Here is a 20,975-nt window from a genome sequence, read left to right as displayed (position 1 = left end):
CTTTCAGACGGCCCGCCCCTTTCGGGTTACAATACTGCACATAAAAACACGAAGGAAAAGCCGTGAGCCTGCTCAAAAAACTGCCCAAACCCATGCTGCCCGACGAAACCCGCCGCGATATTCAGGCGCGCGAGTCGTATCATGTATTGAAGATTATTTCCGAATTTGTCGAAGCCGGCGAAGAATTGCGCGCCATTCAGCCAGCCGTCAGCATTTACGGCAGCGCGCGTACGCCTGAAGATCATCCCGACTACGAGTTCACATTACGCTTGGCACGCAAACTGTCGGATGCTGGATTTTCCGTCATTTCCGGCGGCGGGCCGGGCATTATGGAAGCGGCCAACAAAGGCGCGTTTGCAGGCGCAAGTCCGGCAGTGGGGCTGAATATCGTGTTGCCGCACGAGCAAAAAGCCAATCCGTATCAGGATTTGTCAATTAAATTCCAACACTTTTTCCCGCGCAAAGTCATGTTCGTCAAACACGCCGTGGCGTATGTCGTCATGCCCGGCGGTTTCGGCACATTGGACGAATTGTTTGAAAGCCTGACCTTGGTGCAAACCGGCAAAACGCCCGACCGCCCGATTATCTTAGTGGGCAAAGCATTTTGGGCAGGATTGTTGGACTGGATACGCGAGCAGTTGTTGGGCAGAAACCTGATTTTGGAAGAGGATTTGAACCTGATCCGCGTTATCGACGACGAAGACGAGATTATCGAAGAAATCTTCGCCCATTACGAAAACCGCTTGGAAGACTTGTCCGAGCACCAAAATGCTTGGTCGCTGGGGCTGTAAAAAACTAAGGTTTCAACTAAAAAAGCGGTTATCCCGCCTGCCCTTGCTTCATTAATAAAGGCCGTCTGAAAATGTTTTCAGACGGCCTTTTATCTTCTTTCAAAGCGTTTAATTGTTTTCCCATTCGACATGCTCACTCAAGAAACCGCCGCTTTGGTGCGCCCAAAGTTTGGCGTAGAGACCTTGTTTTTCAAGGAGTTCGGCGTGGCTGCCTTCTTCGATGATGCGGCCTTTGTCCAAGACGATGAGGCGGTCCATCGCGGCGATGGTGGAGAGGCGGTGGGCGATGGCAATCACGGTTTTGCCTTCCATCATTTTGTCGAGGCTTTCTTGGATGGCGGCTTCGACTTCGGAGTCGAGCGCGCTGGTGGCTTCGTCAAGCAATAGAATCGGCGCATCTTTAAGCATAACGCGGGCGATGGCGATGCGTTGGCGCTGGCCGCCGGAAAGTTTCACGCCGCGTTCGCCAACGTGTGCATCATAGCCGCGCCGGCCTTTGGCGTCGCTTAAGTTAGGAATAAAACCGGCGGCCTCGGCGCGTTCCGCAGCGGAAATCATTTCGGCTTCGGTCGCATCGGGACGGCCGTAGATAATGTTGTCGCGGACGGAGCGGTGCAACAGGGAGGTATCTTGCGTCACCAAACCGATTTGAGCGCGCAGGCTTTCTTGGGTAACGCTGTCCACGTTTTGGCCGTCGATCGAAATCGTGCCGCTTTGCGGTTCGTAAAAGCGCAGGAGCAGGTTGACGATGGTGGATTTGCCCGCGCCGCTGCGGCCGATCAAGCCGACTTTTTCGCCAGGTTTGATGTTCAGATTAAAGCCGTTGAGGAGCGGTTTGCCGGCTTCGTAGGAGAAATCGACGTGTTCAAACTTGATTTCGCCTCGGGTGACTTTCAGCGGCAGGGCGTTCGGCTTGTCGAGGATGGTGTGCGGCTTGGACAGGGTTGCCATGCCGTCGCCGACAGTGCCGATGTTTTCAAACAATCGGGCGGATTCCCACATGATGTATTGCGACAAACCGTTGACGCGCAACGCCATGGCTGTGGCTGTGGCAACCGCGCCGACGCCGACTTGTCCGTGATACCAAAGCCAGATGCCCAGCGCGGTCGTGCCGGCGGTTAGCGAGCTGTTGACGATGAAGCTGCAGGTGTGCAGCAGCGTCGCCAAACGCATTTGGGCGTGTACCGTAACCATAAATTCTTCCATCGACTGCTTGGCGTAGGCCGCTTCGCGCGCCCCGTGGGAGAAGAGTTTGACGGTGGTAATGTTGGAATAGGCGTCGGTAATGCGGCCGGTCATCAGCGAACGCGCATCCGCCTGACGCGCGGCGGTTTTCCCAAGCTTGGGAATCAGGAAGCGCATCACCAAGGCGAAGCCGATAATCCAGCCGATAAAGGGCAACAGCAGCCAGCCGTCGAACGAAATCAGAATCACGCCGGACGTGATGAAATACACCAGCACATACACAACCATGTCGGCAACCGTCATCACCACGTCGCGCATCGCCAGCGCGGTCTGCATGACTTTGGCGGACACGCGGCCGGCAAATTCGTCCTGATAGAAACCGAGGCTCTGCCCCAGCATCAGGCGGTGGAAATTCCAGCGCAGGCGCATGGGGAACACGCCTTGCAGGGTTTGCAGGCGCACGTTGGACGCGAGGAAGGTCCAGAGGGCGAAAAACACCATCATCCCCGCCATCGCCGTCAACGCCCAGCCTTTTTCAGCAAACAGGGTCGCGGGCGTGTATTTGCCGAGCCAGTCCACGACTTTGCCCATAAATTGAAACAGCAGGGCTTCCATGATGCCGATACCGGCGGTAAACACCGCCAATACGGCAATCCATTTGCGCAAGCCTTCGATATTGCTCCAGACAAACCGCCACAGCCCTTTTTCAGGCGTTTTCGGGGCGGCTTCGGGATAGGGGTCGATGCGGGACTCGAACCATGAGAATATTTTTTTAATCATTGTTTTTGCAAATGTGATAAGACGGTCAGGCCGTCTGAAAAGAAGTGTTCAAATACATTCAAGACTGTATTTTACGGGAAAAATCCAACTGATGACAGCGGATACCGTCAGTCCGATCAAACCAATCTATCGGGTTGACCATCTAAAAATCCCTTTGCTTTACATAAAACAAAGGCCGTCTGAAACTTTTCAGACGGCCTTTGCTGGATTTAGGTTGCCCTTAAAAATCACTCTTTACGTTGACGGCCCAAATCGGCAGCGGCAGTAAACAAGACGTCGGTGGAAGAGTTTAACGCAGTTTCTGCAGAGTCTTGAATCACGCCGATGATAAAGCCGACGGCAACCACCTGCATGGCCACATCGTTATCGATACCGAACAAGCTGCACGCCAAAGGAATCAGCAGCAACGAGCCGCCGGCCACACCGGATGCACCGCATGCGCTGACGGTAGCCACCAGGCTCAGCAGCAGGGCAGTGGCGAAGTCAACCGTAATGCCTTGCGTGTGCGCCGCAGCCATCGCCAAAACGGTAATGGTGATTGCCGCACCGGCCATATTGATGGTTGCACCCAATGGAATGGAGATGGAGTAAGTGTCTTCGTGCAAACCCAGTTTTTTCGCCAATGCCATGTTCACAGGGATATTGGCGGCGGAAGAACGGGTAAAGAAGGCATAAATGCCACTTTCGCGCAGGCAGGTAAACACCAGCGGGAAAGGGTTGCGGCGGATTTGCGACCACACAATAATCGGGTTGACCACCAAAGCAATAAACAGCATACAGCCGAGTAATACAGCCAACAGCTGCATATAACCGGCAAGCGCTTCAAAACCGGTTTCCGCAATGGTAGAGGACACCAAGCCGAAAATACCCAGCGGCGCAAAACGGATAATCCATTTCACAACCGTCGAAACGGTATCGGCCAAATCGGCCGCCACTTGGCGGGTCGTATCCGAGCCGTGATGGCGCAAAGCCGCACCCAATACCAAAGCCCAAGCCAAAATGCCGATATAGTTAGCATTAGCCAGCGCGTTAATCGGGTTGGCCACCAAATTCATCAGCAGCGTTTTCAGCACTTCGACAATGCCGGAAGGCGGTGCAACGGACACATCGCCTGCCGCACGCAAAATCAGCGTGGTCGGGAATGCCATACTGGCAATGACTGCCACCACAGCCGCAGCAAACGTACCGAAAATATACAAAATCAAAATCGGTTTGATGTAGGCCTGATTGCCTTTTTGGTGTTGCGCAATGGCGGCAGTCACCAAAACAAATACCAAAATCGGCGCGATAGCCTTAAGCGCACCGACAAACAGGCTGCCCAGCAGTCCTGCGCTGATACCGACTTGCGGCGAAACTGCGCCCACAAGAATACCTAAAACCAAGCCGATGGCGATTTGCGCCACCAGGCTGACGCGATTGAGCGCGTTCAAAATCGGATTGCCACTTGCCATATCCGTTCCTTCACAATTTAAAGATATGTTAAAAAAGTCTTACATTCTAAAATAAAAAATCATTTGTCGGCGAGGTTTTCATGCACACCTCACAAAAACAGCATTAAAGTTTAGCATTTATAACACAGTTGGCACTTTATGCCAAAAATACGGTCAAACCCGCTCAAACCCTACTTTAAAGTATGCCCATACCTTTACCTTATCCCTCTGTATCTTGATTTCAGACGGCCTGAAATCTGCGCCATAAGGCCGAATACAAAGGCAACTTCATCAGTAAAAATACAAAAACATAAATATTACAATCAGATAGAAACAAACCAAAGTCCGCCCTTATGTCGCATTTTGCAACGTTATCGCGCTAAATTTCCGTTTATAACCACAGCCTGAAACCTTGCAGAAATAATGTTAAAATCCCCAAACTGAAGAATTGTCGCTGTCGAACACACATCATGACCAAACTGACCTACCCTGTTTTATTTGCATCATTGGCGCTCGCCTACGGACACGCGTTGGCAGTAGATACTTCCGTTCCCAAAGCGGAAGACTACGAAGCTGTTCCCGAATCCGAAATGCCCAAGCAGCCCAAAGACGACCAAACAGGCAAACTCAAGCCCAAATTCCCCGTCAAAATCGACACTCAAGACAGCGAAGTCAAAGAAATGCTTGAAGAATACCTGCCGCTGATTACCCAGCAGCAGGAAGAAGAGCTGGATAAAGAACAGGTCGGCTTCCTCGCCGAAGAGGCACCCGACAACGTCAAAACCATGCTCCGGACCAAAGGCTACTTCAACAGCAACGTCAATATTCAAGACCACGGCGAGAGCTACACCGTCAACGTCACCCCCGGCCCGCGCACCAAAGTCGACAACGTCAGCGTGGCCATCCTCGGCGACGTATTGAATGACGACAACTTGGCCGAGTACTACCAAAATGCGATGGAAAACTGGCAACAGCCCGTTGGCGAAAACTTCGACCAAGATGGCTGGAGTGCGAGTAAAACCTCCGTCCTCAGCGCGGTAACACGGAAAAAATATCCGTTGGCGAAACTCACCACCACCCAAGCCACCATCAATCCTAATACGCAAAAAGCCGACTTGAACGTCATCGTGGAGAGCAACCGCCCCATTTACTTCGGCGATTTCCAAATCACCGGCACACGTCGCTACCCTGAGAGCGTGGTTTCCGGCATGGCGCGTTTCCACCCCGGTTCGCCTTACGACTTGGACAAAATCCTCGACCTGCAACAGGCGCTCGAGCAAAACGGCCACTATTCCGGCGCGTCCGTACAGGCCGACTTCGATCAACTGCAAGGCGACCGCGTTCCCGTCAAAATCAACGTGACCGAAGTCAAGCGCCACAAACTGGAAACCGGTATCCGCTACGACTCCGAATACGGAATCGGCGGCCGCATCGCCTACGACTATTACAACCTCTTTAACAAGGGCTACATTGGTTCCATCGTTTGGGACATGGACAAATACGAAACCACGCTGGCCGCCGGTATCAGCCAACCGCGCAACAACCGCGGCAACTACTGGACCAGCAACGTTTCCTACAACCGCTCGACCACGCAAAACCTTGAAAAACGCGCCCTGACCAGCGGTATTTGGTATGTCCGTGACCGCAACAATATCGACGCCCGCTTCGGCCTCGAATTTATTACCGAAGACCGCAAAGTCCCCGACACCAGCTACGATTTGGGCCGAAGCCATGCCACCATGCTGACCGCCTCATGGAAACGGCAAAGCATCGAAACCGAGCTGCACCCTCAAAACGGCTACTACCTCGACGGCAAAATCGGGGCAACTTTGGGCAAATTCCTTTCCTCCACCCAAATGGCACGCGCTGCAGCACGGGCAGGCTATTTCTTCACGCCTGAAAACAAAAAACTCGGTACATTCATCGTACGCGGACAGGCAGGCTACGTTTATGCCCGCGAAGGCGAAGAAGTACCGTCCAGCCTGATGTTCCGCACCGGCGGCGCAACTTCCGTACGCGGTTACGAACTCGACAGTATCGGTTTGGCCGGCCCCAATGGCTCCGTCCTGCCGCAACGCGCATTGATAGTCGGCAGCCTCGAATATCAATTCCCAGTTACCAAAAGCTTCTCCGGCGCCATCTTCCACGATGTCGGCGATGCGGCAAGCAACTTTAAACACATGACCTTAAAACACGGTACCGGCTTGGGCGTGCGCTGGTTCAGCCCGGTTGCGCCGTTCTCCTTCGATATTGCCTACGGCCATCACGACAAAAAAATTCGCTGGCACATCAGCTTGGGCACAAGGTTTTAAAAAAACATACTCACCATCCATTCTTTCAGACGGCCTCAGCCATTTCAGGCCGTCTGAACAACAGACAAACAGAAAAATATCATGACCGATACTGCAAACACTTCCACGCCGTCTGAACAACAGCCCGCCCCGCCAAAGCGCAAAAAACGCCTGTTGCGCGGCTTTGTCCTGTCCGCCTTGGGCGTATTGACCGTTTCCGCCGGCGCAATCGGCTGGCTGGTCGGTACGGAATCGGGTTTGCGTTTCGGTTTGTACAAAATCCCGTCATGGTTCGGCGTCAAAATCTCTTCGGACACGCTGAAGGGCACGCTGATTGAAGGTTTTGAAGGCGACAAATGGTTGATTGAAACAGAAGGTGCGGACATCAAAATCAGCAGCTTCCGCTTTGATTGGAAACCGTCCGAGCTGACCCGTCCGTCCTTGCACATTACCGAAGTCGTGGCCGGCGACATCGCCATCGTGACCAAACGCACGCCGCCCAAAGAAGAAGAGCCATCAAAAGGCCTGCCCGACAGCATAGACCTGCCCGTTACCGCCTATCTCGACCATTTGGAAACCGGCAAAATCAGCGTGGGCAAGCGTTTTGACAAGCAGACCGTCTATCTCGACCATCTGCACGCGGCCTATCATTACGACAAAAAAGAACACCGCCTCCACATCAAAACCGCCGATACGCCATGGAGCAGCTCGACAGGCGCGGTGGTGATCGGTTTGAACAAACCCTACGTCCTCAATACCGCCATCTACACCAAAGGCCAGCTTGAGGGCGAAACCCTACATGGCACGGTACGCCTGTGGGGCAGCCTGCAAGACGTATCCACCGACTTGCTGCTCGATAGCGACAACGTTCATTTGTCGGCCAAATCCACCATTCACCCATTCGCCGACAGCCTCAATGAAACCGTCGGCGAAATCCTGATTAAAGGTTCCAACATCAATCCGCAGGCCTTCCTGCCCAGCCTGCCCAAAGCGCGCCTGAATTTCGACGCCACCACCATTCCGTCGTTTACCAACGGCGTTGCGTTGGAAGGCTCGATTGACTTGGAAAACGACCAAGCCGGTTTTGCCGATGAAAATCATATTCCTGTCAAGCGCATCCTCGGCGAATTCATCGTCGACGATAAAGGCACGGTCATGATTGAAGACATCAGCGTCGACCTGCTCAAAGACGGCAGCATCGATGTATCCGGCTCTATCGATACCGCCCAAGACCAGCTCAAACTCGCACTGGGCATCAACAATACCGGCGCAGACGACTTTGTCCGTCAAAACATCGCAGGCCGTCTGAACGGCAGTATCGACGTCAAAGGCGAAACCTCCTCCCCCGTCGTCAACTGGAATCTCGACAGCGGATTCGCGCGCACAGACGGCATGCTGTTTTTCCAAACCGACAAACAGCTCGGCCAGCGCACGCTCAAGCTCGACAAAGTCCGCCTGGTTCCGCAAAACGGCGGCGAACTCAACGCCAAAGGCTCGCTCGAACTCTTCAAAGACCGCAAACTACAACTGGACATCGTCAGCAAAGCCTTCAACCCTGCGCGCATCGATCCGCAGCTTCCGCAAGGCAGCGTCAACGGCAACATCAACTTGACCGGCATACTGGCGCAAGAAAAATTCGCCGGCAAAATGCAGTTTGCACCGAGCACGCTCAACGGCGTTCCGCTCAGCGGCAAAGCCGACATCGCCTATGAAAACAAACACCTCGCGCGCGCCCTGACCGACCTGACCCTCGGCAACAACATCGTCAAAACCAACGGCAGCTTCGGCAAAAAAGGCGACCACCTCAACCTCAACATTACCGCCCCCGATTTGTCGCGTTTCGGCTTCGGCTTGGGCGGCCTGCTCAACGCGCGCGGCTACATCTCCGGCAGTTTTTCAGACGGCCTCAAAACCCTTGAAGCCGATTTGAACGGCGAAGCGCGCAACTTCAAAGTCGCCGATACCGTCAACATCCGCACCCTCGACTTCAAGCTTAAAGGTTCGCCCGATACCAACCGTCCGTTGAGTGCCGATATTAAAGGCGAACACATCGCCGTCTCCGGCGGCGCGGCCATGATCGACAACGTCAACCTGCTCATCAGCGGCACAGGCTCGCACCACCACATCCGCGGCAACAGCAGCATGGCGGTGGACAACAAACGCTACAAGCTCGACCTCGACGCCACCGGCGGTCTCAACAAAGACCAAACCCAATGGAAAGGCACGGTTGACACGCTCGACATCAACGGCGCGTTCAACCTCAAACTGCAAAACCGCCTCAACCTCGAAGCCGGCAGCGAACGCGTTGCCCTCAGCAGCGCGCGCTGGGCGGCCATGGGCGGCAGCCTCAACCTGCAAAATTTCGTTTGGGACAAGAAAGCCGGCATTACCAGTAAAGGCAGCGCACAAAATCTGCACATTACCGAATTGCACAACTTCTACACTCCGCCCATCGAACACAACCTCGTCTTGGGCGGCGACTGGGATTTGGCGTACAGTCAAAACGCGCGCGGCTTCCTCAACATCAACCGTCAAAGCGGCGACATCATCCTGCCGAGCAAAGACCCGAAAAACAAACAGCCTTTGGGACTTTCCTCGCTCGCCCTGCGCACCCGTTTCCAAAACGGCCGCATCGACAGCACGCTGGAAGGCAACACCCGTTTCGGCAAAGTTGACGGCACGCTCGGCATCGCCCAGCAGTTCGGCAACAACATCAACAACGCCCCCGTCAGCGGCAAAGTCAATATCAGCGTTCCCGATTTGGGCTCGCTCAAATCCTTTATGCCGGCGACAGCCCAAGGCATTGTAGGCCGTCTGAACGCGACCGCCACCATCGGCGGCCGACTCGGTTCGCCCACCGTCAACAGCAACCTCAACCTCCAAACCAATTACGGCCGTGCCGACGGTACCGTCAACATCGGTCAAGGCACCAGCTTCGATACCGCCCCTCTGAGCGGCAAGCTCAATCTGAACGTTGCCAACCTCGAAGTCTTCCGCAACTTCCTGCCCGTCGGCCAAACCCTCAAAGGCCGTCTGAACGCCGCCGTCAACTTGGCAGGCCGTCTGAACGATCCGCAACTGAGCGGCCTGATTAACGGCGACAACCTCTATTACCGCCATCAAACCCAAGGCCTGATTCTCGACAACGGCGTATTGCGTTCACGCCTGCAAGGTCAAAAATGGGTGATCGACAGCCTCAAATTCCACCGTGGCGGCACGATTGAGCTCAAAGGCGCGGTTAACCTTGCCAACGCCAACCCCGATGTTGACGTGGACATCGTCTTCGACAAATACCGCACCCTCTCGCGTCCAAACCGCCGACTGCAGCTCTCCGGCGCGGCCAAAGTCCTCTACAATCCGGAAAAAGGCGTATCGCTCAACGGCACCCTCAACACCGACTACGGCAGGTTTGGTTCGCAAAAATCCTCCATGCCGACCCTCGATGACGACGTGGTCGTACTGGGCGAAACCCCAAAAGAAGCAACGGCCACCACGCCGATTAATATGAACCTTGTCTTGAACATCAACGACAATGTCCGTTTTGTCGGCTACGGCGCAGACGTTACCATCGGCGGCAAACTGACCATCACGTCCCGCCCGGGTGAAACCGTCCAAGGCGTCGGTACCGTACGCGTTGTCAAAGGCCGCTACAAAGCCTACGGCCAAGACCTCGAAATCACCAAAGGCGCGGTTTCCTTCGTCGGCCCGCTGACCGATCCGAACCTCAACATCCGTGCCGAACGCCGCCTCTCCCCAGTCGGCGCTGGCGTCGAAGTTCTCGGCAGCCTCAACAATCCGCGCGTGACCTTGGTTGCCAAAGAAGCCATGAGTGAAAAAGACAAACTCTCCTGGCTCATCCTCAACCGTGCCAGCAGCGGCAGCGACGGCGACAACGCCACGCTCTCAGCGGCCGCCAGCGCATTGCTTGCCGGCCAAGTCAACGACCGCATCGGCCTTGTCGATGATTTGGGCTTCACCAGTAAACGCAGCCGCAACGCCCAAACCGGCGAGCTCAACCCTGCCGAACAAGTCCTGACCGTCGGCAAACAGCTCACCAACAACCTCTACGTAGGTTACGAATACGGCATCTCCAGCGCCGAACAATCCGTCAAACTCGTGTACCAACTGACCCGCGCCATCCAAGCCGTTGCCCGCATCGGCACACGCTCGTCCGGCGGCGAGTTGAAATACACCATCCGCTTTGACAATCTGTTCGGCAAAGACGAATCAGAGCCGGAAGAACAACAATAAGAGCCGTGATAAAGGCCGTCTGAAATTTATCTTTCAGACGGCCTTTATCTTGTTCTACCGTATCCAAATCCGCAGCCATGCCTCAAAAGGCAAAGGCCAACGGCGCAAGTTTGAAAATAAATGCTGCTAAAAAGTGAGCGGCAAACCATGGCTTATTCAAGATTAGTGATACATAAGGCAGATACAAAAAGGCCGTCTGAAACTAACAGGGGTAGGTTTCAGACGGCCTTTTTTTGAATCATCGAAACATCTTGTGCATGGCGTTGCTGATTAATTCGATCTGTTTCTTATATTCACGGCAACGGGGACAGAGCGACAGGTGCACGGCAAGGGCAATGCGCTTAAAAAGACTGAGGCGTACTTGGTCTTGCTGTTTGGAAATCAGATCGGTTATTTTGCGGCATTTCTTCATGGCGTTTTCCTGTCAGGCATGGGAGAACCATTTGATTTGCAGACACTGGCGCAAGGTTTCGCGCGCGCGGTGCATGATGGTGTGGTAGTTGGCATGGCTGATGCCGCATTGTTCGCGGATTTCATCACTTGAAAAGCCGAGAATTTCTTTCATGGTAAACACGCGGGCGGTGTTTTCCGGCAGATGGTAGAGGCAGGTCTGCAAAACTTGATAGAATTCTTTATTGTTTAAACTGGTTTCGGGCGAGTCCCAACCCTGAGGCTGTCCTTCGTCCGTCCAATGCCCGTCGGAGGCAAAATGTCCTTCAAAGGCTTCATCCAAAGCTTCTTCGTCGCGCGTGACGAAAACTTGGCGTTGCCGCCCGATTTGGCGCAAACAGTCGGTAATTTTGTTTTTTAAGATTGCAAACAGCCAGCTGCTCACTTGGGCGCCGCCTTTGAAACCCTCGGCCGCACGGTAGGCGGAAAGCATGGTTTCCTGTACGAGGTCTTCCGCCAAATCGGGGCGGTCGGGCAACTGGATACGGGCAAAGCGCAGCAGCAGTTTGCGGGATTCGGCAAGCTCTGCATCGGTCAGTTCGGGTAGGGCCATAATGTATCAGTATGAAATGAATGATCAATATGCTTCTGATTTTACGCTGATACGGAAAGAGCATGCGATTGAATCTATAAACGATTTCAGTAGTTTTTTTGTTTCGCCAAAACCGACTGTACCCGTTTCAGACGGCCTTGGTTTATGCCGCAACCAAAATGCCCTGTTCCCGCCAATCCGTCCATTGCTGCCTTAATGCGTCCTGCCAAGCGTTTTCAGACGGCATGAACTCTGTCAGCATGGTTTGCAGGCCGTTTAGGGAAGTGGGCGTCTCTGCCAGCGTTTCCAGCAATAATGCACCGAATCCATCAAGCGTTTGATACATCACGTCGTCTTCCTTATCGCGCCACACCAAAACAGCAGTTTCCGCCTCCTGCAATTCATCGGTCACATCATACTGATAACGGCGCACAAAGGCGGCGGGAGAAAGGGTGTAAGCTAAATCGTTTGAATCGGCGTGGGTTGTTTGGCTGTCGGTTTGAGCGGTTTCGGCGAGCAGCTGGGTGTGTTCAAAGTCCATCAATGCCAAGAGGTCGTCTGAAAGCGGCAGGCTTTGGCAATATTGGAGGAACTCGCCGGGGATTTCTTGAAAATAGGGCGTTTGGGCACGCGCGTCACGGACGAAACCTTCTTTCAGACGGCCCCATTCTTCGCTGTCAAAGTATTGCAGTGTTTCGGTATAACAGCGGTCGATAAAGCTGTGAATATTGTTGCGTATCAATCGGATATAGACGTTCAGGCGCTCTTGCGGCAATCCGTCTGCGGCTTTGCCTTCGCGTATGGCTTGGGCAAAGCGATGTTGGTATTGGGCGGAGGTTTCAGGCTGCACGGCGGTATTCCTTTCCGGCACGCGTTTGATATTCGGCGATTTTGGCAACTTCGGCTTCGAGTTCGGCAAAAGGCGGGAAATTGAAATCGCGTTCCAACAGGGTGGGCGGAATCGTCGGCAGTTTGGCATAGGCGAGTTCGAGCAAATCCCAAACGGTCGGCAAAACCGCCGCGCCATGCGTATCAATCAATAATTCGGGCGTTTCGACATCGTGTCCGGCGATGTGGATGTAGCACACGCGCTCTGCGTCCACATTTTCTAAAAAGGCTTCAGGCGACAACAGGCCGTGATTGACGGCGTTGACGTAAATATTGTTCACGTCCAAATGAATGCCACAGTCGGCTTCGCGTGCAACGGCGTTAAGGAACTCAACCTCATTCATTTCGGCAAGCGGGGAATGCAGGTAGTAGGAGGTGTTTTCTACGGCAATGCGGCAGCCTAATCGATCCTGCACTTCGCGGATACGCCGAGCGGTATGTTGCACCATTTCTTCGGTGAAAGGCAGCGGCAACAAATCGTAAAGATGACCGCCGTCGTGGCAATAGCTCAAATGGTCGGAGAAAAACGTGCAGTCATAACGGCGCATCATTTCTTTGATGCCGTCTATCAAGTCGGTATCCAGCGGGGCTTGTCCGCCCAATGACATGGATAATCCGTGCAACGCCAGCGGCAGCCGTTCTGCCACGCGGTCAAACTGTTTGCGCGCCCTGCCGCCCATTTTCAGCCAATTTTCGGGGGCGGCTTCGATAAAGCGTATCGGGCTGTCGTCTGAAAGCGAGAGGAAGTCTTCCGCCAAGTCGCGGCGGTAGCCCAAGCCTGCGTGTTGAATCATGGTGATGTCCTGTTATGGTGCCGTATGAATGACAAAGTCGCATTTTCGTTTATAAAATGCGACTTTGTTAAAGGTATGTTGCAGGATTATTTAGAACCGCATTTACCTTCGCCGCATTTACCTTCTACTACTTTGGCAGCTTTGGCTTTAGATGCTTTGCCTTTTTTAGCGTGAGTTTTTTCTACGGTTGAACCGCATTTGCCTTCGCCACATTTGCCTTCGCTTGCTTTAGAAACAGCGCTTGCACCGCATGAACCTTCACCGGCTTTAACCGCACCGCAAGAGCCTTGAGCAGATTTTTGAACACCTGCTTTGCTGCTTAACGGTTTATCAGCGGCAACAACGCCGGCAGCCAGAGACAGGGACAGTGCACCGGCCAGAGCAGCAGCTACATTTTTTTTCATTTTAACTTCCTTTTTAAAATATGGGTTTAAATAAATCAAGGGATAATATCGGGCATTTAAAGTCGGCCCGCGACCGTGAATCATTAAAGAAAATGCTTGATGCGGCAACAGCGTTTCTTCAGCAGGGCATCCAAAGACAGACGGCCTGCGCCCTGCAATAGGACAGGAAATAAAACCACCAAATAAATCAGTGCCATTTTATAACCGTTGTCGCACACATTGTACCCCAAGCCGGCATGTACCGCAGACCATGCGACAGCTGTTACGACCATCAATCCCAGCGCGGACAGCCGCGTTGCCAAGCCGACAATGAGTAACACAGGCAAAACCAGTTCTGCCCACATGGCCAAATTCCAGTTGACCGTATCCGGCAACAAATTGAACGGAAAGGGAAATTGACTGTTGATATCTGCAAACCAGTTTTCCCCGTTCCATTTTTCCAGGCCGGACTCAAGAAATTCATACGCGGCAAAAAGCCTGAGCGTCAACAAGCCGAAAGCGGCCTGCCAAGAGGGGGTGGCTGAGGTGTTCATTTATTTTCCTTATCGATGTGTGTCAAATGGGCTGGGACGAAAAATCAATCGGCACCATCCCATATTTCATGCCTGTTTAGACGAGACAGCTTTGGAAAACTGACAAAACAAATAAAGTTATTTTCTTATTCATTGTTTTATAAAGATTAAAAATTCAAAAAGGCCGTCTGAAACACCATGCTTGATTGGGCTTCAGACGGCCTTTGACAATAAACGCGGTCAATTAATCCGCTTGTTTGCACAATTCGACAATTTCCGCTCCGTATTTGTCGGTTTTCTCCTCATTCATGCCGTGGATTTCCGCCAGCTCTGCCAAATCTTGCGGCCGTCGGGCGGCAATGGCGCGCAGGGTAACTTTGCTGCATATCTGATAGGCTTCGAGGCCTTCATGGCGGGCAGTATCGATGTTCCACTGAAGCAGGCGGCGCATCAATCGGCGTTTGCGTTTGTCCTCTTCGCTCAGGCCGTCTGAAAACGGGTGGCAGATGTTTAAAATGCCCTCGCCGTATTGTTCGATACGTTTTTCGCCTAGTTTATACACGCCCAAAAGGTCGATGGGTTCGGCAGGCGTATTGGTCAACAAATCGTCCATACTTTCGTTGGAGAATACCGTACCCAGCGTTACTTGATCGGCACTTGCCTGCTGCTCGCGCCAAGTTTCCAAAGCCTGTTTTAAGGCCTGTTCGCGCTCGCCCAAACTGTGGATAACTTGTGTGCTGTCTGTGGAAACCGTACCGGCTTCGGCTATTTCGCAAACATCGAGTATCTCCAAACCGAATTTATTGATTTTCGCCTCACCCAAGCCGTAGATTTGATGTAAATCTTCCAAACTTCGGGGCATTTTTTCGACAATATCGCGCAAGGTTTTGTCGCCGCAAACCACATAGGCCGGCACTTCCTCTGCCCGGGCGCGTTGTTGCCGCCATTGGCGCAATGCCTGCCACAAACGCTCTTCGCGCTCGGTACGCAACCAATCGTCTTTCGGCTTTTGAGTGGCCGTTTTTTCGCGACGCAAGGGGCGCAGCATGACTTCGGTTTCGCCCTTGAGGACTTTTTTTGCCGCTTCGGTCAGCTGCAAGGCTTGATGTTGCTCGACGTTGACGGTGAGATAGCCCAGGCTGATGCACTGGCGGATGACGCTGCGCCACTCCTTGTCGGTCTGTTCGCTGCCGATGCCGAATGTGGATAACTTGTCATGGCCGTTGCGCTGTATCCAATCATCGCTTTTACCGCGCAAAAGGTTGGTGATGTAACCGGCGGCAAAACGTTGTCCGGAGCGGTACACGCAGCTGAGTAATTTTTGCACCAACACCGTACCGTCAAACCGCACGGGCGGATGCAGGCAGTTGTCGCAATGGCCGCAGGGTTCGGATTCTTCGCCAAAATGTTTGAGCAGCAGTACGCGGCGGCAGGTGGCGGTTTCGCAGACGGAAAGCATGGCATCGAGTTTTTGCATTTCGATTTGCTTTTGCATCTCGTCGCTGTTGCCCTCGGCAATCCGTTCGCGCAACAACACCCAATCGTTCAAGCCGTAACACAGCCAGCTCACGGCAGGCAGCCCGTCCCGGCCGGCGCGCCCCGATTCTTGATAGAAATGTTCGATACTCTGGGGCATATCGAGATGGGCGACAAAGCGCACGTCGGGTTTGTCTATGCCCATGCCGAACGCCACGGTCGCCACCACAATAATATTGTCTTCATGCGTAAAGCGGCGTTGGTTTTCCTCGCGCACGTCCATGCTCAAACCGGCATGATACGGAATCGCCTCCAAGCCGTTTTCACACAAAAACTGCGCCACATCCTCGACTTTTTTACGGCTTAGGCAATACACAATGCCGCTTTGCCCATGCATCTGCTTGCGGATGAAATCCAGTAATTGTTTTTTGCCATTATTTTTTTCGATAACCTGATAATAAATATTCGGGCGGTCAAAGCTGGAGATAAATTCGGGCGCATTGTCCAAGTGCAGATAATGCTTGATGTCGGCGCGCGTGGCCGCATCGGCGGTAGCGGTCAGGGCGATGCGCGGGATGTTCGGATAGCGTTCGGCAAGCATGCCAAGCTGTTGATATTCAGGGCGGAAATCGTGTCCCCATTGGCTGACGCAATGCGCCTCATCAATGGCAAACAGGCTGACGGTTTGTTGGTCGAGAAAACGTAAAAAGCGGTCGGTAACCAAGCGTTCCGGCGCGACATAAAGCAGTTTCAGACGGCCTTGGGCAAGCTTGTCGGCAATCTCGCGCGCCTCATCTGCCGATGTGCTGCTGTTGACTGCCGCCGCTTCAATCCCGGCCACATGCAGGCTGGCCACTTGGTCGTTCATCAGCGCAATCAGTGGCGATACGACAACCGCCACGCCTTCGCGCATCAGCGCCGGAATCTGGTAACACAAAGACTTGCCCCCGCCCGTCGGCATCAGCACCATCAAACTCTCGCCTCCGGCCAAAGCATTGACGATAGCCTCCTGCTTGCCACGAAATTCGGGATAACCGAATACTTCGTGCAAAATCTGTTTGGCGGTCGGCTGAGGCATAATGATTCCGTAGAATAGGGGAAAGCGTTATTTTAACGGTTTTACACCCGCGTATGTGCGGAACATTTTGCCGCTGCTTTTTCAGACGACCTCAAATTCAAATCTATCAAATTTATTTAATTTTAAATAAAGATTTGTTTTATTTTGAATGAAATGTATAAAGGCCGTCTGAATCCTAATCTTCGGATTTCAGACGGCCTTTTCAAAAATAAAATCTTTAGGCTTTTTTGACGAACTCAGACTTCAAATTCATCGCGCTGCCATCGATTTTACAACCGATATTGTGGTCGCCCTCTTGCAAGCGGATGCCTTTGACTTTGGTGCCTTGCTTGATGACCATAGAGCTGCCTTTGACTTTCAGATCTTTAATCAAGACAACCGTATCACCATCTTGCAAGACCGCGCCGTTGGCATCTTTGACTTCCAAGGCATCATCGCCGGTAGCCGCAGCATCGGCCTCGTTCCACTCATGGGCGCACTCAGGGCAAACGTATTGAGCGCCGTCTTCGTAAGTGTATTCGGAGTGGCATTTCGGGCAGGGAGGTAGGGACATGAGGTTTCCTTATAAATATGATAAAAGAAGCGTAAAACGCAAATAATACAATGTCTAAATTATTGCTTCGCCTTGCTGCCGCCTGCGCCGTAAACGGCATTCCAAGCCGCGTCCAACATCTGGCCGGCTTGTTGCAGCTTGGCATTTTGCTGCTCTTTCTGAGCCAAGGCCGTCTGAATTTCGCCTTTCAAACGGTCAATATCGGATTGCGCAGCCTGCAAACGGCGCTGCGCGCTTTCCAAATCACTTTGCAGGGAAATGATTTTGCTGTCGTTGCTGTTTTGCTCATGCAAAGCGGCACGGTAAACCGATTGGATGGACAACAAACGGTCTTCCGCCTCACCGGCATACGCCGCGGCGGCAGATAACATCATCAGGGCAAGTAAGGTTTTTTTCATGGGTTTTCCTTTAAGTTATTGATTTGTAAAGTAAAGCGCAAAGCAAATTTTTCAGCCGCCAAGTTTACATAATATGCTTGTTGGTCTTTGTTCTTGATGGTTTATTTTATCCAATCCGGACATTCAGGCTGCCGATAAAAGTTAATTCAATCAACTGTTGTGACAGGCAGGCGGCTATTATTTTCTCATATTCTCCGCCTTATTCCATTATTTTCTGGTTTTATTAGAAAAGGCCGTCTGAAAAATTTTCAGACGGCCTTCCCTTTTATTACATCTTAAGAACGACTCATCCCCTGTGCTTGTGACTGAGCATACTGTCTTTGTTGTTCTTCATACTCAAAACGCTGCGTCGCTTCCTGAACCTTTGCAAGGCTTTCTTCTATCGGAATATAGGCTGCTGTCTGCATATCCATAGATACTCGATTCAATATGGGATTACGCTCACCAATCAGATACTGTCCGTCTTTTACATTAAACAGCGTGACATCTGTCATTTTTTTAGAATAACCCAACGCAGTAAGAGCCATTGCGGAGTTTTGCAGTTTTGCTTCCTCAATCGGTATCCCATTTTTCTCATGGTATTCGGTTAGATGTTCTTTTACTGCATTGAAAAGATTTTGGGTTTCAGAGGCAAGAGATTGTAGTTTGGATACAAAGAAGGACTGTGAATATTGTAGTAGCTGTTCTTTCTCATTTTCAAATGATAATCTCATTTCCTCAGTAAAAACGCGATTATCTTTCAAATTATTTATTGTCTCTCCTCTTTTTACTGCATCATAGATCCATTTTTCCAATGGATCTTTAGTTTCTCCTTTGATTTTTGCTTGTTCCCATTTAAAATATTCCTTTTGTCCAACGGCATTATTCCATTTATCCATGTTAACTTCTTTTCGCCAATCCTCCATACTCATGTTAGCAGGCTTATTAGAAATATCTTCATGATCATCAAGTATTGCTTTAGCTCGATCACGTCCTATTGCCTTGGATAATTCATGAAATTGATCCTGAAATACAGGGTAAACAATACCAGAACCAGATATTAATGTACTTTCAGCTACTTTTTGAATATTTTGAGTAATAACTGCACTTAAAAGAGCATGTCTATATGCATCATAGCTATTATTATGTGGTCTTTTGTCATCTTCCCCTGCAAAGCCACCATATTCATTAGCCTTTCTTACTGCATACGACACAAAAGTACTAGGACTATAATAGTAATCACTCATTTTCACACTTCCCTAAATTAAAGTTAGAAAAATTTGAATTATTTGATATTTCTGCCTGTAAACAAATATTTTTATTTACGGGATAACAAACTTCGGGTTGTTTATTCATAGGCCATGATTCAATGTAATAAACCTTCTCAAATTTTCCATTTTTTTTACCCCAAAATATTGTTTTATCTTCTACCATTTTGTAAAAAAATAAATCTTGTCCTAATTTATTCTCAAAATCAGTTTTCAATACATAAGGTTCTTGAATACAAACTTCATCATACCCATTAAAAATCTCGATTAAAGGGATACTACTTTTTCCTTGAATTAATGGGAATAAGTTATTATTTCCATTAAAAAATCTAGAAAATAGACAAATGAATACTATTATTATTATAAATATAAGTACCAGAATAACTTTAAAAGAAATATTTTTCATAATCATACCATTATAAAGACGTAATGATTATACGTCTGAAGACTAAATATTGACAACCCAAAAGGCCGTCTGAAACATTTCAGACGGCCTTTTATCATTCATGCCTTACGAACGAATCCGTTTCAACACTTCTTCTTTGCCGATTAAAGCCAATACTGCATCGACGCTTGGGGTTTTTGCTGTACCGCAGACAGCGAGGCGCAAAGGCATGCCGAGTTTGCCCATTTTAACGCCTTCTTCGTCGCAGAAAGGTTTGAAGAGGTCGTGGATGGCTTCGGCGTTCCAGTCTTCCAACCCTTCGAGGCGTTCGGCGAAGCGCAGCATACGGGCGGCGGCTTCGTCGTCCCAGTGTTTCTGCACGTCGGCTTCGGCGGGCGTTTGTTTGACGTAGAAGTAGAGGCACTCATCAGCAAGTGTGTTCAGGTCTTGGGCGCGGTCTTTGACCAATGCCAACACATCTTCCAAAGCGGGCTTGCTGGTTTCGTGGATATCGCGCAGGGCGAGGCGCGGTTTCACCATTTCGGCCAGTTTTTCGTTGGCGGTGATTTTGATGTGTTCGCCGTTAATCCAGTAAAGTTTTTTCAAGTCCATGCGGCTTGGAGACGGGGAAACGTCTTTTAAATCAAACCATTCGATGAATTGTTCCATCGTGAAGAACTCGTCGTCGCCGTGCGCCCAGCCCAAACGCGCCAGATAGTTGAGCATGGCTTCGGGCAGGATGCCCATCGCGCCGAAATCGGTGATGGCGACGGTATCGCCGCTGCGTTTGGAGATTTTTTTGCCTTGTTCGTTGAGAATCATGGGCAAGTGACCGTATTCGGGCAGATTTGCGCCGATGGCTTTTAAGATATTGATTTGTTTCGGGGTGTTGTTCACATGGTCATCGCCGCGGATAACGTGGGTAACGCCCATGTCGTAGTCGTCCACCACGACGCAGAAGTTGTAAGTCGGCGTGCCGTCGGCGCGGGCGATAATCAGGTCGTCGAGCGCTTCGTTGGGAATGGAGATTTCGCCTTTGACCAAGTCCGTCCATTGGGTAACGCCGTCCAAAGGCGTTTTGAAGCGGACGACGGGTTGCACGTCGGCAGGGATTTCGGGCAGGGTTTTGCCTTCTTCCGGACGCCAGCGGCGGTCGTAAGTTGCCGTGCCTTCTTTTTCGGCTTTCTCACGCATGGCTTCCAGCTCTTCTTTGCTGCAATAGCAGTAGTAGGCAGCGCCTTTTTCCAAGAGTTCGGCGATGACTTCTTTATAGCGGTCGAAACGGCGGGTTTGGTACACGACGTTGTCGGCGTTATCGTAATCGAGACCGACCCATTTCATGCCGTCGAGGATGATGTTGACGGATTCGGCGGTGGAACGCGCCAAGTCGGTGTCTTCGATACGCAATAAGAACTCGCCTTTGTGATGGCGGGCAAACGCCCATGAAAACAAGGCGGTGCGTACGCCGCCGATGTGCAGGTAGCCGGTGGGGCTGGGGGCGAAACGGGTTTTGACGGTCATGATGGCTCC

The 20,975-nt window shown here is 51.6% G+C and carries 17 protein-coding genes; 3 read left to right on the top strand and 14 right to left on the bottom strand.

Going from position 1 to position 20,975, the window contains the following annotated elements; all coding sequences use genetic code 11:
• Positions 1–62 precede the first annotated feature (62 nt).
• A complete protein-coding gene (locus tag ACTHSQ_RS09450) occupies positions 63–791 on the top strand; it encodes a TIGR00730 family Rossman fold protein (RefSeq protein ID WP_070590039.1) in 729 nt (242 codons plus the stop codon).
• A 108-nt stretch (positions 792–899) separates the two neighbouring features.
• On the opposite strand, the gene ACTHSQ_RS09445 is transcribed toward ACTHSQ_RS09450, so the two are convergent.
• Both ACTHSQ_RS09445 and sstT read right to left on the bottom strand, forming a co-directional pair.
• The gene (locus ACTHSQ_RS09445) at positions 900–2,756 is read right to left on the bottom strand and encodes an ABC transporter ATP-binding protein (RefSeq protein WP_250591039.1); all 1,857 of its coding nucleotides are present in this window, start codon (positions 2,754–2,756) and stop codon (positions 900–902) included.
• Positions 2,757–2,983: 227 nt separating this feature from the next.
• The gene (sstT, locus tag ACTHSQ_RS09440) at positions 2,984–4,207 is read right to left on the bottom strand and encodes a serine/threonine transporter SstT (protein ID WP_440371864.1); all 1,224 of its coding nucleotides are present in this window, start codon (positions 4,205–4,207) and stop codon (positions 2,984–2,986) included.
• Positions 4,208–4,656: 449 nt separating this feature from the next.
• On the opposite strand from sstT, the gene ACTHSQ_RS09435 reads away from it, so the two are divergent.
• Both ACTHSQ_RS09435 and ACTHSQ_RS09430 read left to right on the top strand, forming a co-directional pair.
• On the top strand, positions 4,657–6,498 hold the full coding sequence (locus ACTHSQ_RS09435; RefSeq protein ID WP_440371865.1) for an autotransporter assembly complex protein TamA: 1,842 nt from the start codon (positions 4,657–4,659) through the stop codon (positions 6,496–6,498).
• 81 nt (positions 6,499–6,579) lie between these two features.
• Entirely contained in the window at positions 6,580–10,728 is a 4,149-nt protein-coding gene (locus ACTHSQ_RS09430; RefSeq protein ID WP_440371866.1) for a translocation/assembly module TamB domain-containing protein, read from the top strand.
• Positions 10,729–10,966: 238 nt separating this feature from the next.
• On the opposite strand, the gene ACTHSQ_RS09425 is transcribed toward ACTHSQ_RS09430, so the two are convergent.
• The 12 genes from ACTHSQ_RS09425 to gltX form a co-directional block, all read right to left on the bottom strand.
• Positions 10,967–11,140, bottom strand: a complete 174-nt coding sequence (locus ACTHSQ_RS09425; protein WP_440371867.1) for a zf-HC2 domain-containing protein — start codon at positions 11,138–11,140, stop codon at positions 10,967–10,969.
• Between the two features lie 12 nt (positions 11,141–11,152).
• Positions 11,153–11,731 carry a sigma-70 family RNA polymerase sigma factor gene (locus ACTHSQ_RS09420; RefSeq protein WP_440371868.1) on the bottom strand — a complete coding sequence of 193 codons (579 nt, stop codon included), beginning with the start codon at positions 11,729–11,731 and terminating at the stop codon, positions 11,153–11,155.
• Between the two features lie 142 nt (positions 11,732–11,873).
• Positions 11,874–12,560: an HvfC family RiPP maturation protein gene (locus ACTHSQ_RS09415; RefSeq protein WP_440371869.1), complete on the bottom strand. Its 687-nt coding sequence runs from the start codon at positions 12,558–12,560 to the stop codon at positions 11,874–11,876.
• Positions 12,550–13,392 carry an HvfB family MNIO-type RiPP peptide maturase gene (locus ACTHSQ_RS09410; protein ID WP_128582417.1) on the bottom strand — a complete coding sequence of 281 codons (843 nt, stop codon included), beginning with the start codon at positions 13,390–13,392 and terminating at the stop codon, positions 12,550–12,552. The genes ACTHSQ_RS09415 and ACTHSQ_RS09410 overlap by 11 nt, the downstream gene beginning before the upstream one ends.
• A gap of 86 nt (positions 13,393–13,478) precedes the next feature.
• The gene (locus ACTHSQ_RS09405) at positions 13,479–13,796 is read right to left on the bottom strand and encodes an HvfA family oxazolone/thioamide-modified RiPP metallophore (RefSeq protein WP_003686668.1); all 318 of its coding nucleotides are present in this window, start codon (positions 13,794–13,796) and stop codon (positions 13,479–13,481) included.
• A gap of 83 nt (positions 13,797–13,879) precedes the next feature.
• Complete coding sequence (locus tag ACTHSQ_RS09400) at positions 13,880–14,329, bottom strand: HvfX family Cu-binding RiPP maturation protein (RefSeq protein WP_440371870.1); 450 nt, start codon at positions 14,327–14,329, stop codon at positions 13,880–13,882.
• Between the two features lie 223 nt (positions 14,330–14,552).
• The gene (gene recQ / locus ACTHSQ_RS09395) at positions 14,553–16,862 is read right to left on the bottom strand and encodes a DNA helicase RecQ (protein WP_440371871.1); all 2,310 of its coding nucleotides are present in this window, start codon (positions 16,860–16,862) and stop codon (positions 14,553–14,555) included.
• Positions 16,863–17,079: 217 nt separating this feature from the next.
• On the bottom strand, positions 17,080–17,415 hold the full coding sequence (locus tag ACTHSQ_RS09390; protein WP_049349236.1) for a zinc ribbon domain-containing protein YjdM: 336 nt from the start codon (positions 17,413–17,415) through the stop codon (positions 17,080–17,082).
• 59 nt (positions 17,416–17,474) lie between these two features.
• A complete protein-coding gene (locus ACTHSQ_RS09385) occupies positions 17,475–17,813 on the bottom strand; it encodes a hypothetical protein (protein ID WP_308887773.1) in 339 nt (112 codons plus the stop codon).
• Between the two features lie 275 nt (positions 17,814–18,088).
• On the bottom strand, positions 18,089–19,039 hold the full coding sequence (locus ACTHSQ_RS09380) for a hypothetical protein (RefSeq protein WP_440371872.1): 951 nt from the start codon (positions 19,037–19,039) through the stop codon (positions 18,089–18,091).
• A complete protein-coding gene (locus ACTHSQ_RS09375) occupies positions 19,032–19,466 on the bottom strand; it encodes a hypothetical protein (RefSeq protein ID WP_318248791.1) in 435 nt (144 codons plus the stop codon). The genes ACTHSQ_RS09380 and ACTHSQ_RS09375 overlap by 8 nt, the downstream gene beginning before the upstream one ends.
• A 105-nt stretch (positions 19,467–19,571) precedes the next feature.
• Positions 19,572–20,966 (bottom strand): glutamate--tRNA ligase, encoded by a 1,395-nt coding sequence (gltX, locus tag ACTHSQ_RS09370; RefSeq protein ID WP_440371873.1) that lies wholly within the window; start codon positions 20,964–20,966, stop codon positions 19,572–19,574.
• Positions 20,967–20,975 lie beyond the last annotated feature (9 nt).

The sequence above is a fragment of the Neisseria sp. P0009.S008 genome (genome assembly GCF_051958615.1).
GTDB classification, from domain to species: Bacteria; Pseudomonadota; Gammaproteobacteria; order Burkholderiales; family Neisseriaceae; genus Neisseria; species Neisseria subflava.
This window is presented reverse-complemented; position numbering and strand designations above follow the sequence as displayed.

What these genes read in the sequence shown, in the direction of transcription:
- ACTHSQ_RS09420 (WP_440371868.1), bottom strand. Translation starts at nt 11,731, where the DNA reads ATGGCCCTACCCGAACTGACCGATGCAGAGCTTGCCGAATCCCGCAAA.
- ACTHSQ_RS09380 (WP_440371872.1), bottom strand. Translation starts at nt 19,039, where the DNA reads ATGAGTGATTACTATTATAGTCCTAGTACTTTTGTGTCGTATGCAGTA.
- ACTHSQ_RS09385 (WP_308887773.1), bottom strand. Translation starts at nt 17,813, where the DNA reads ATGAAAAAAACCTTACTTGCCCTGATGATGTTATCTGCCGCCGCGGCG.
- sstT (WP_440371864.1), bottom strand. Translation starts at nt 4,207, where the DNA reads ATGGCAAGTGGCAATCCGATTTTGAACGCGCTCAATCGCGTCAGCCTG.
- ACTHSQ_RS09445 (WP_250591039.1), bottom strand. Translation starts at nt 2,756, where the DNA reads ATGATTAAAAAAATATTCTCATGGTTCGAGTCCCGCATCGACCCCTAT.
- ACTHSQ_RS09375 (WP_318248791.1), bottom strand. Translation starts at nt 19,466, where the DNA reads ATGAAAAATATTTCTTTTAAAGTTATTCTGGTACTTATATTTATAATA.
- ACTHSQ_RS09400 (WP_440371870.1), bottom strand. Translation starts at nt 14,329, where the DNA reads ATGAACACCTCAGCCACCCCCTCTTGGCAGGCCGCTTTCGGCTTGTTG.
- ACTHSQ_RS09410 (WP_128582417.1), bottom strand. Translation starts at nt 13,392, where the DNA reads ATGATTCAACACGCAGGCTTGGGCTACCGCCGCGACTTGGCGGAAGAC.
- ACTHSQ_RS09430 (WP_440371866.1), top strand. Translation starts at nt 6,580, where the DNA reads ATGACCGATACTGCAAACACTTCCACGCCGTCTGAACAACAGCCCGCC.
- recQ (WP_440371871.1), bottom strand. Translation starts at nt 16,862, where the DNA reads ATGCCTCAGCCGACCGCCAAACAGATTTTGCACGAAGTATTCGGTTAT.
- ACTHSQ_RS09390 (WP_049349236.1), bottom strand. Translation starts at nt 17,415, where the DNA reads ATGTCCCTACCTCCCTGCCCGAAATGCCACTCCGAATACACTTACGAA.
- ACTHSQ_RS09405 (WP_003686668.1), bottom strand. Translation starts at nt 13,796, where the DNA reads ATGAAAAAAAATGTAGCTGCTGCTCTGGCCGGTGCACTGTCCCTGTCT.
- ACTHSQ_RS09435 (WP_440371865.1), top strand. Translation starts at nt 4,657, where the DNA reads ATGACCAAACTGACCTACCCTGTTTTATTTGCATCATTGGCGCTCGCC.
- ACTHSQ_RS09425 (WP_440371867.1), bottom strand. Translation starts at nt 11,140, where the DNA reads ATGAAGAAATGCCGCAAAATAACCGATCTGATTTCCAAACAGCAAGAC.
- gltX (WP_440371873.1), bottom strand. Translation starts at nt 20,966, where the DNA reads ATGACCGTCAAAACCCGTTTCGCCCCCAGCCCCACCGGCTACCTGCAC.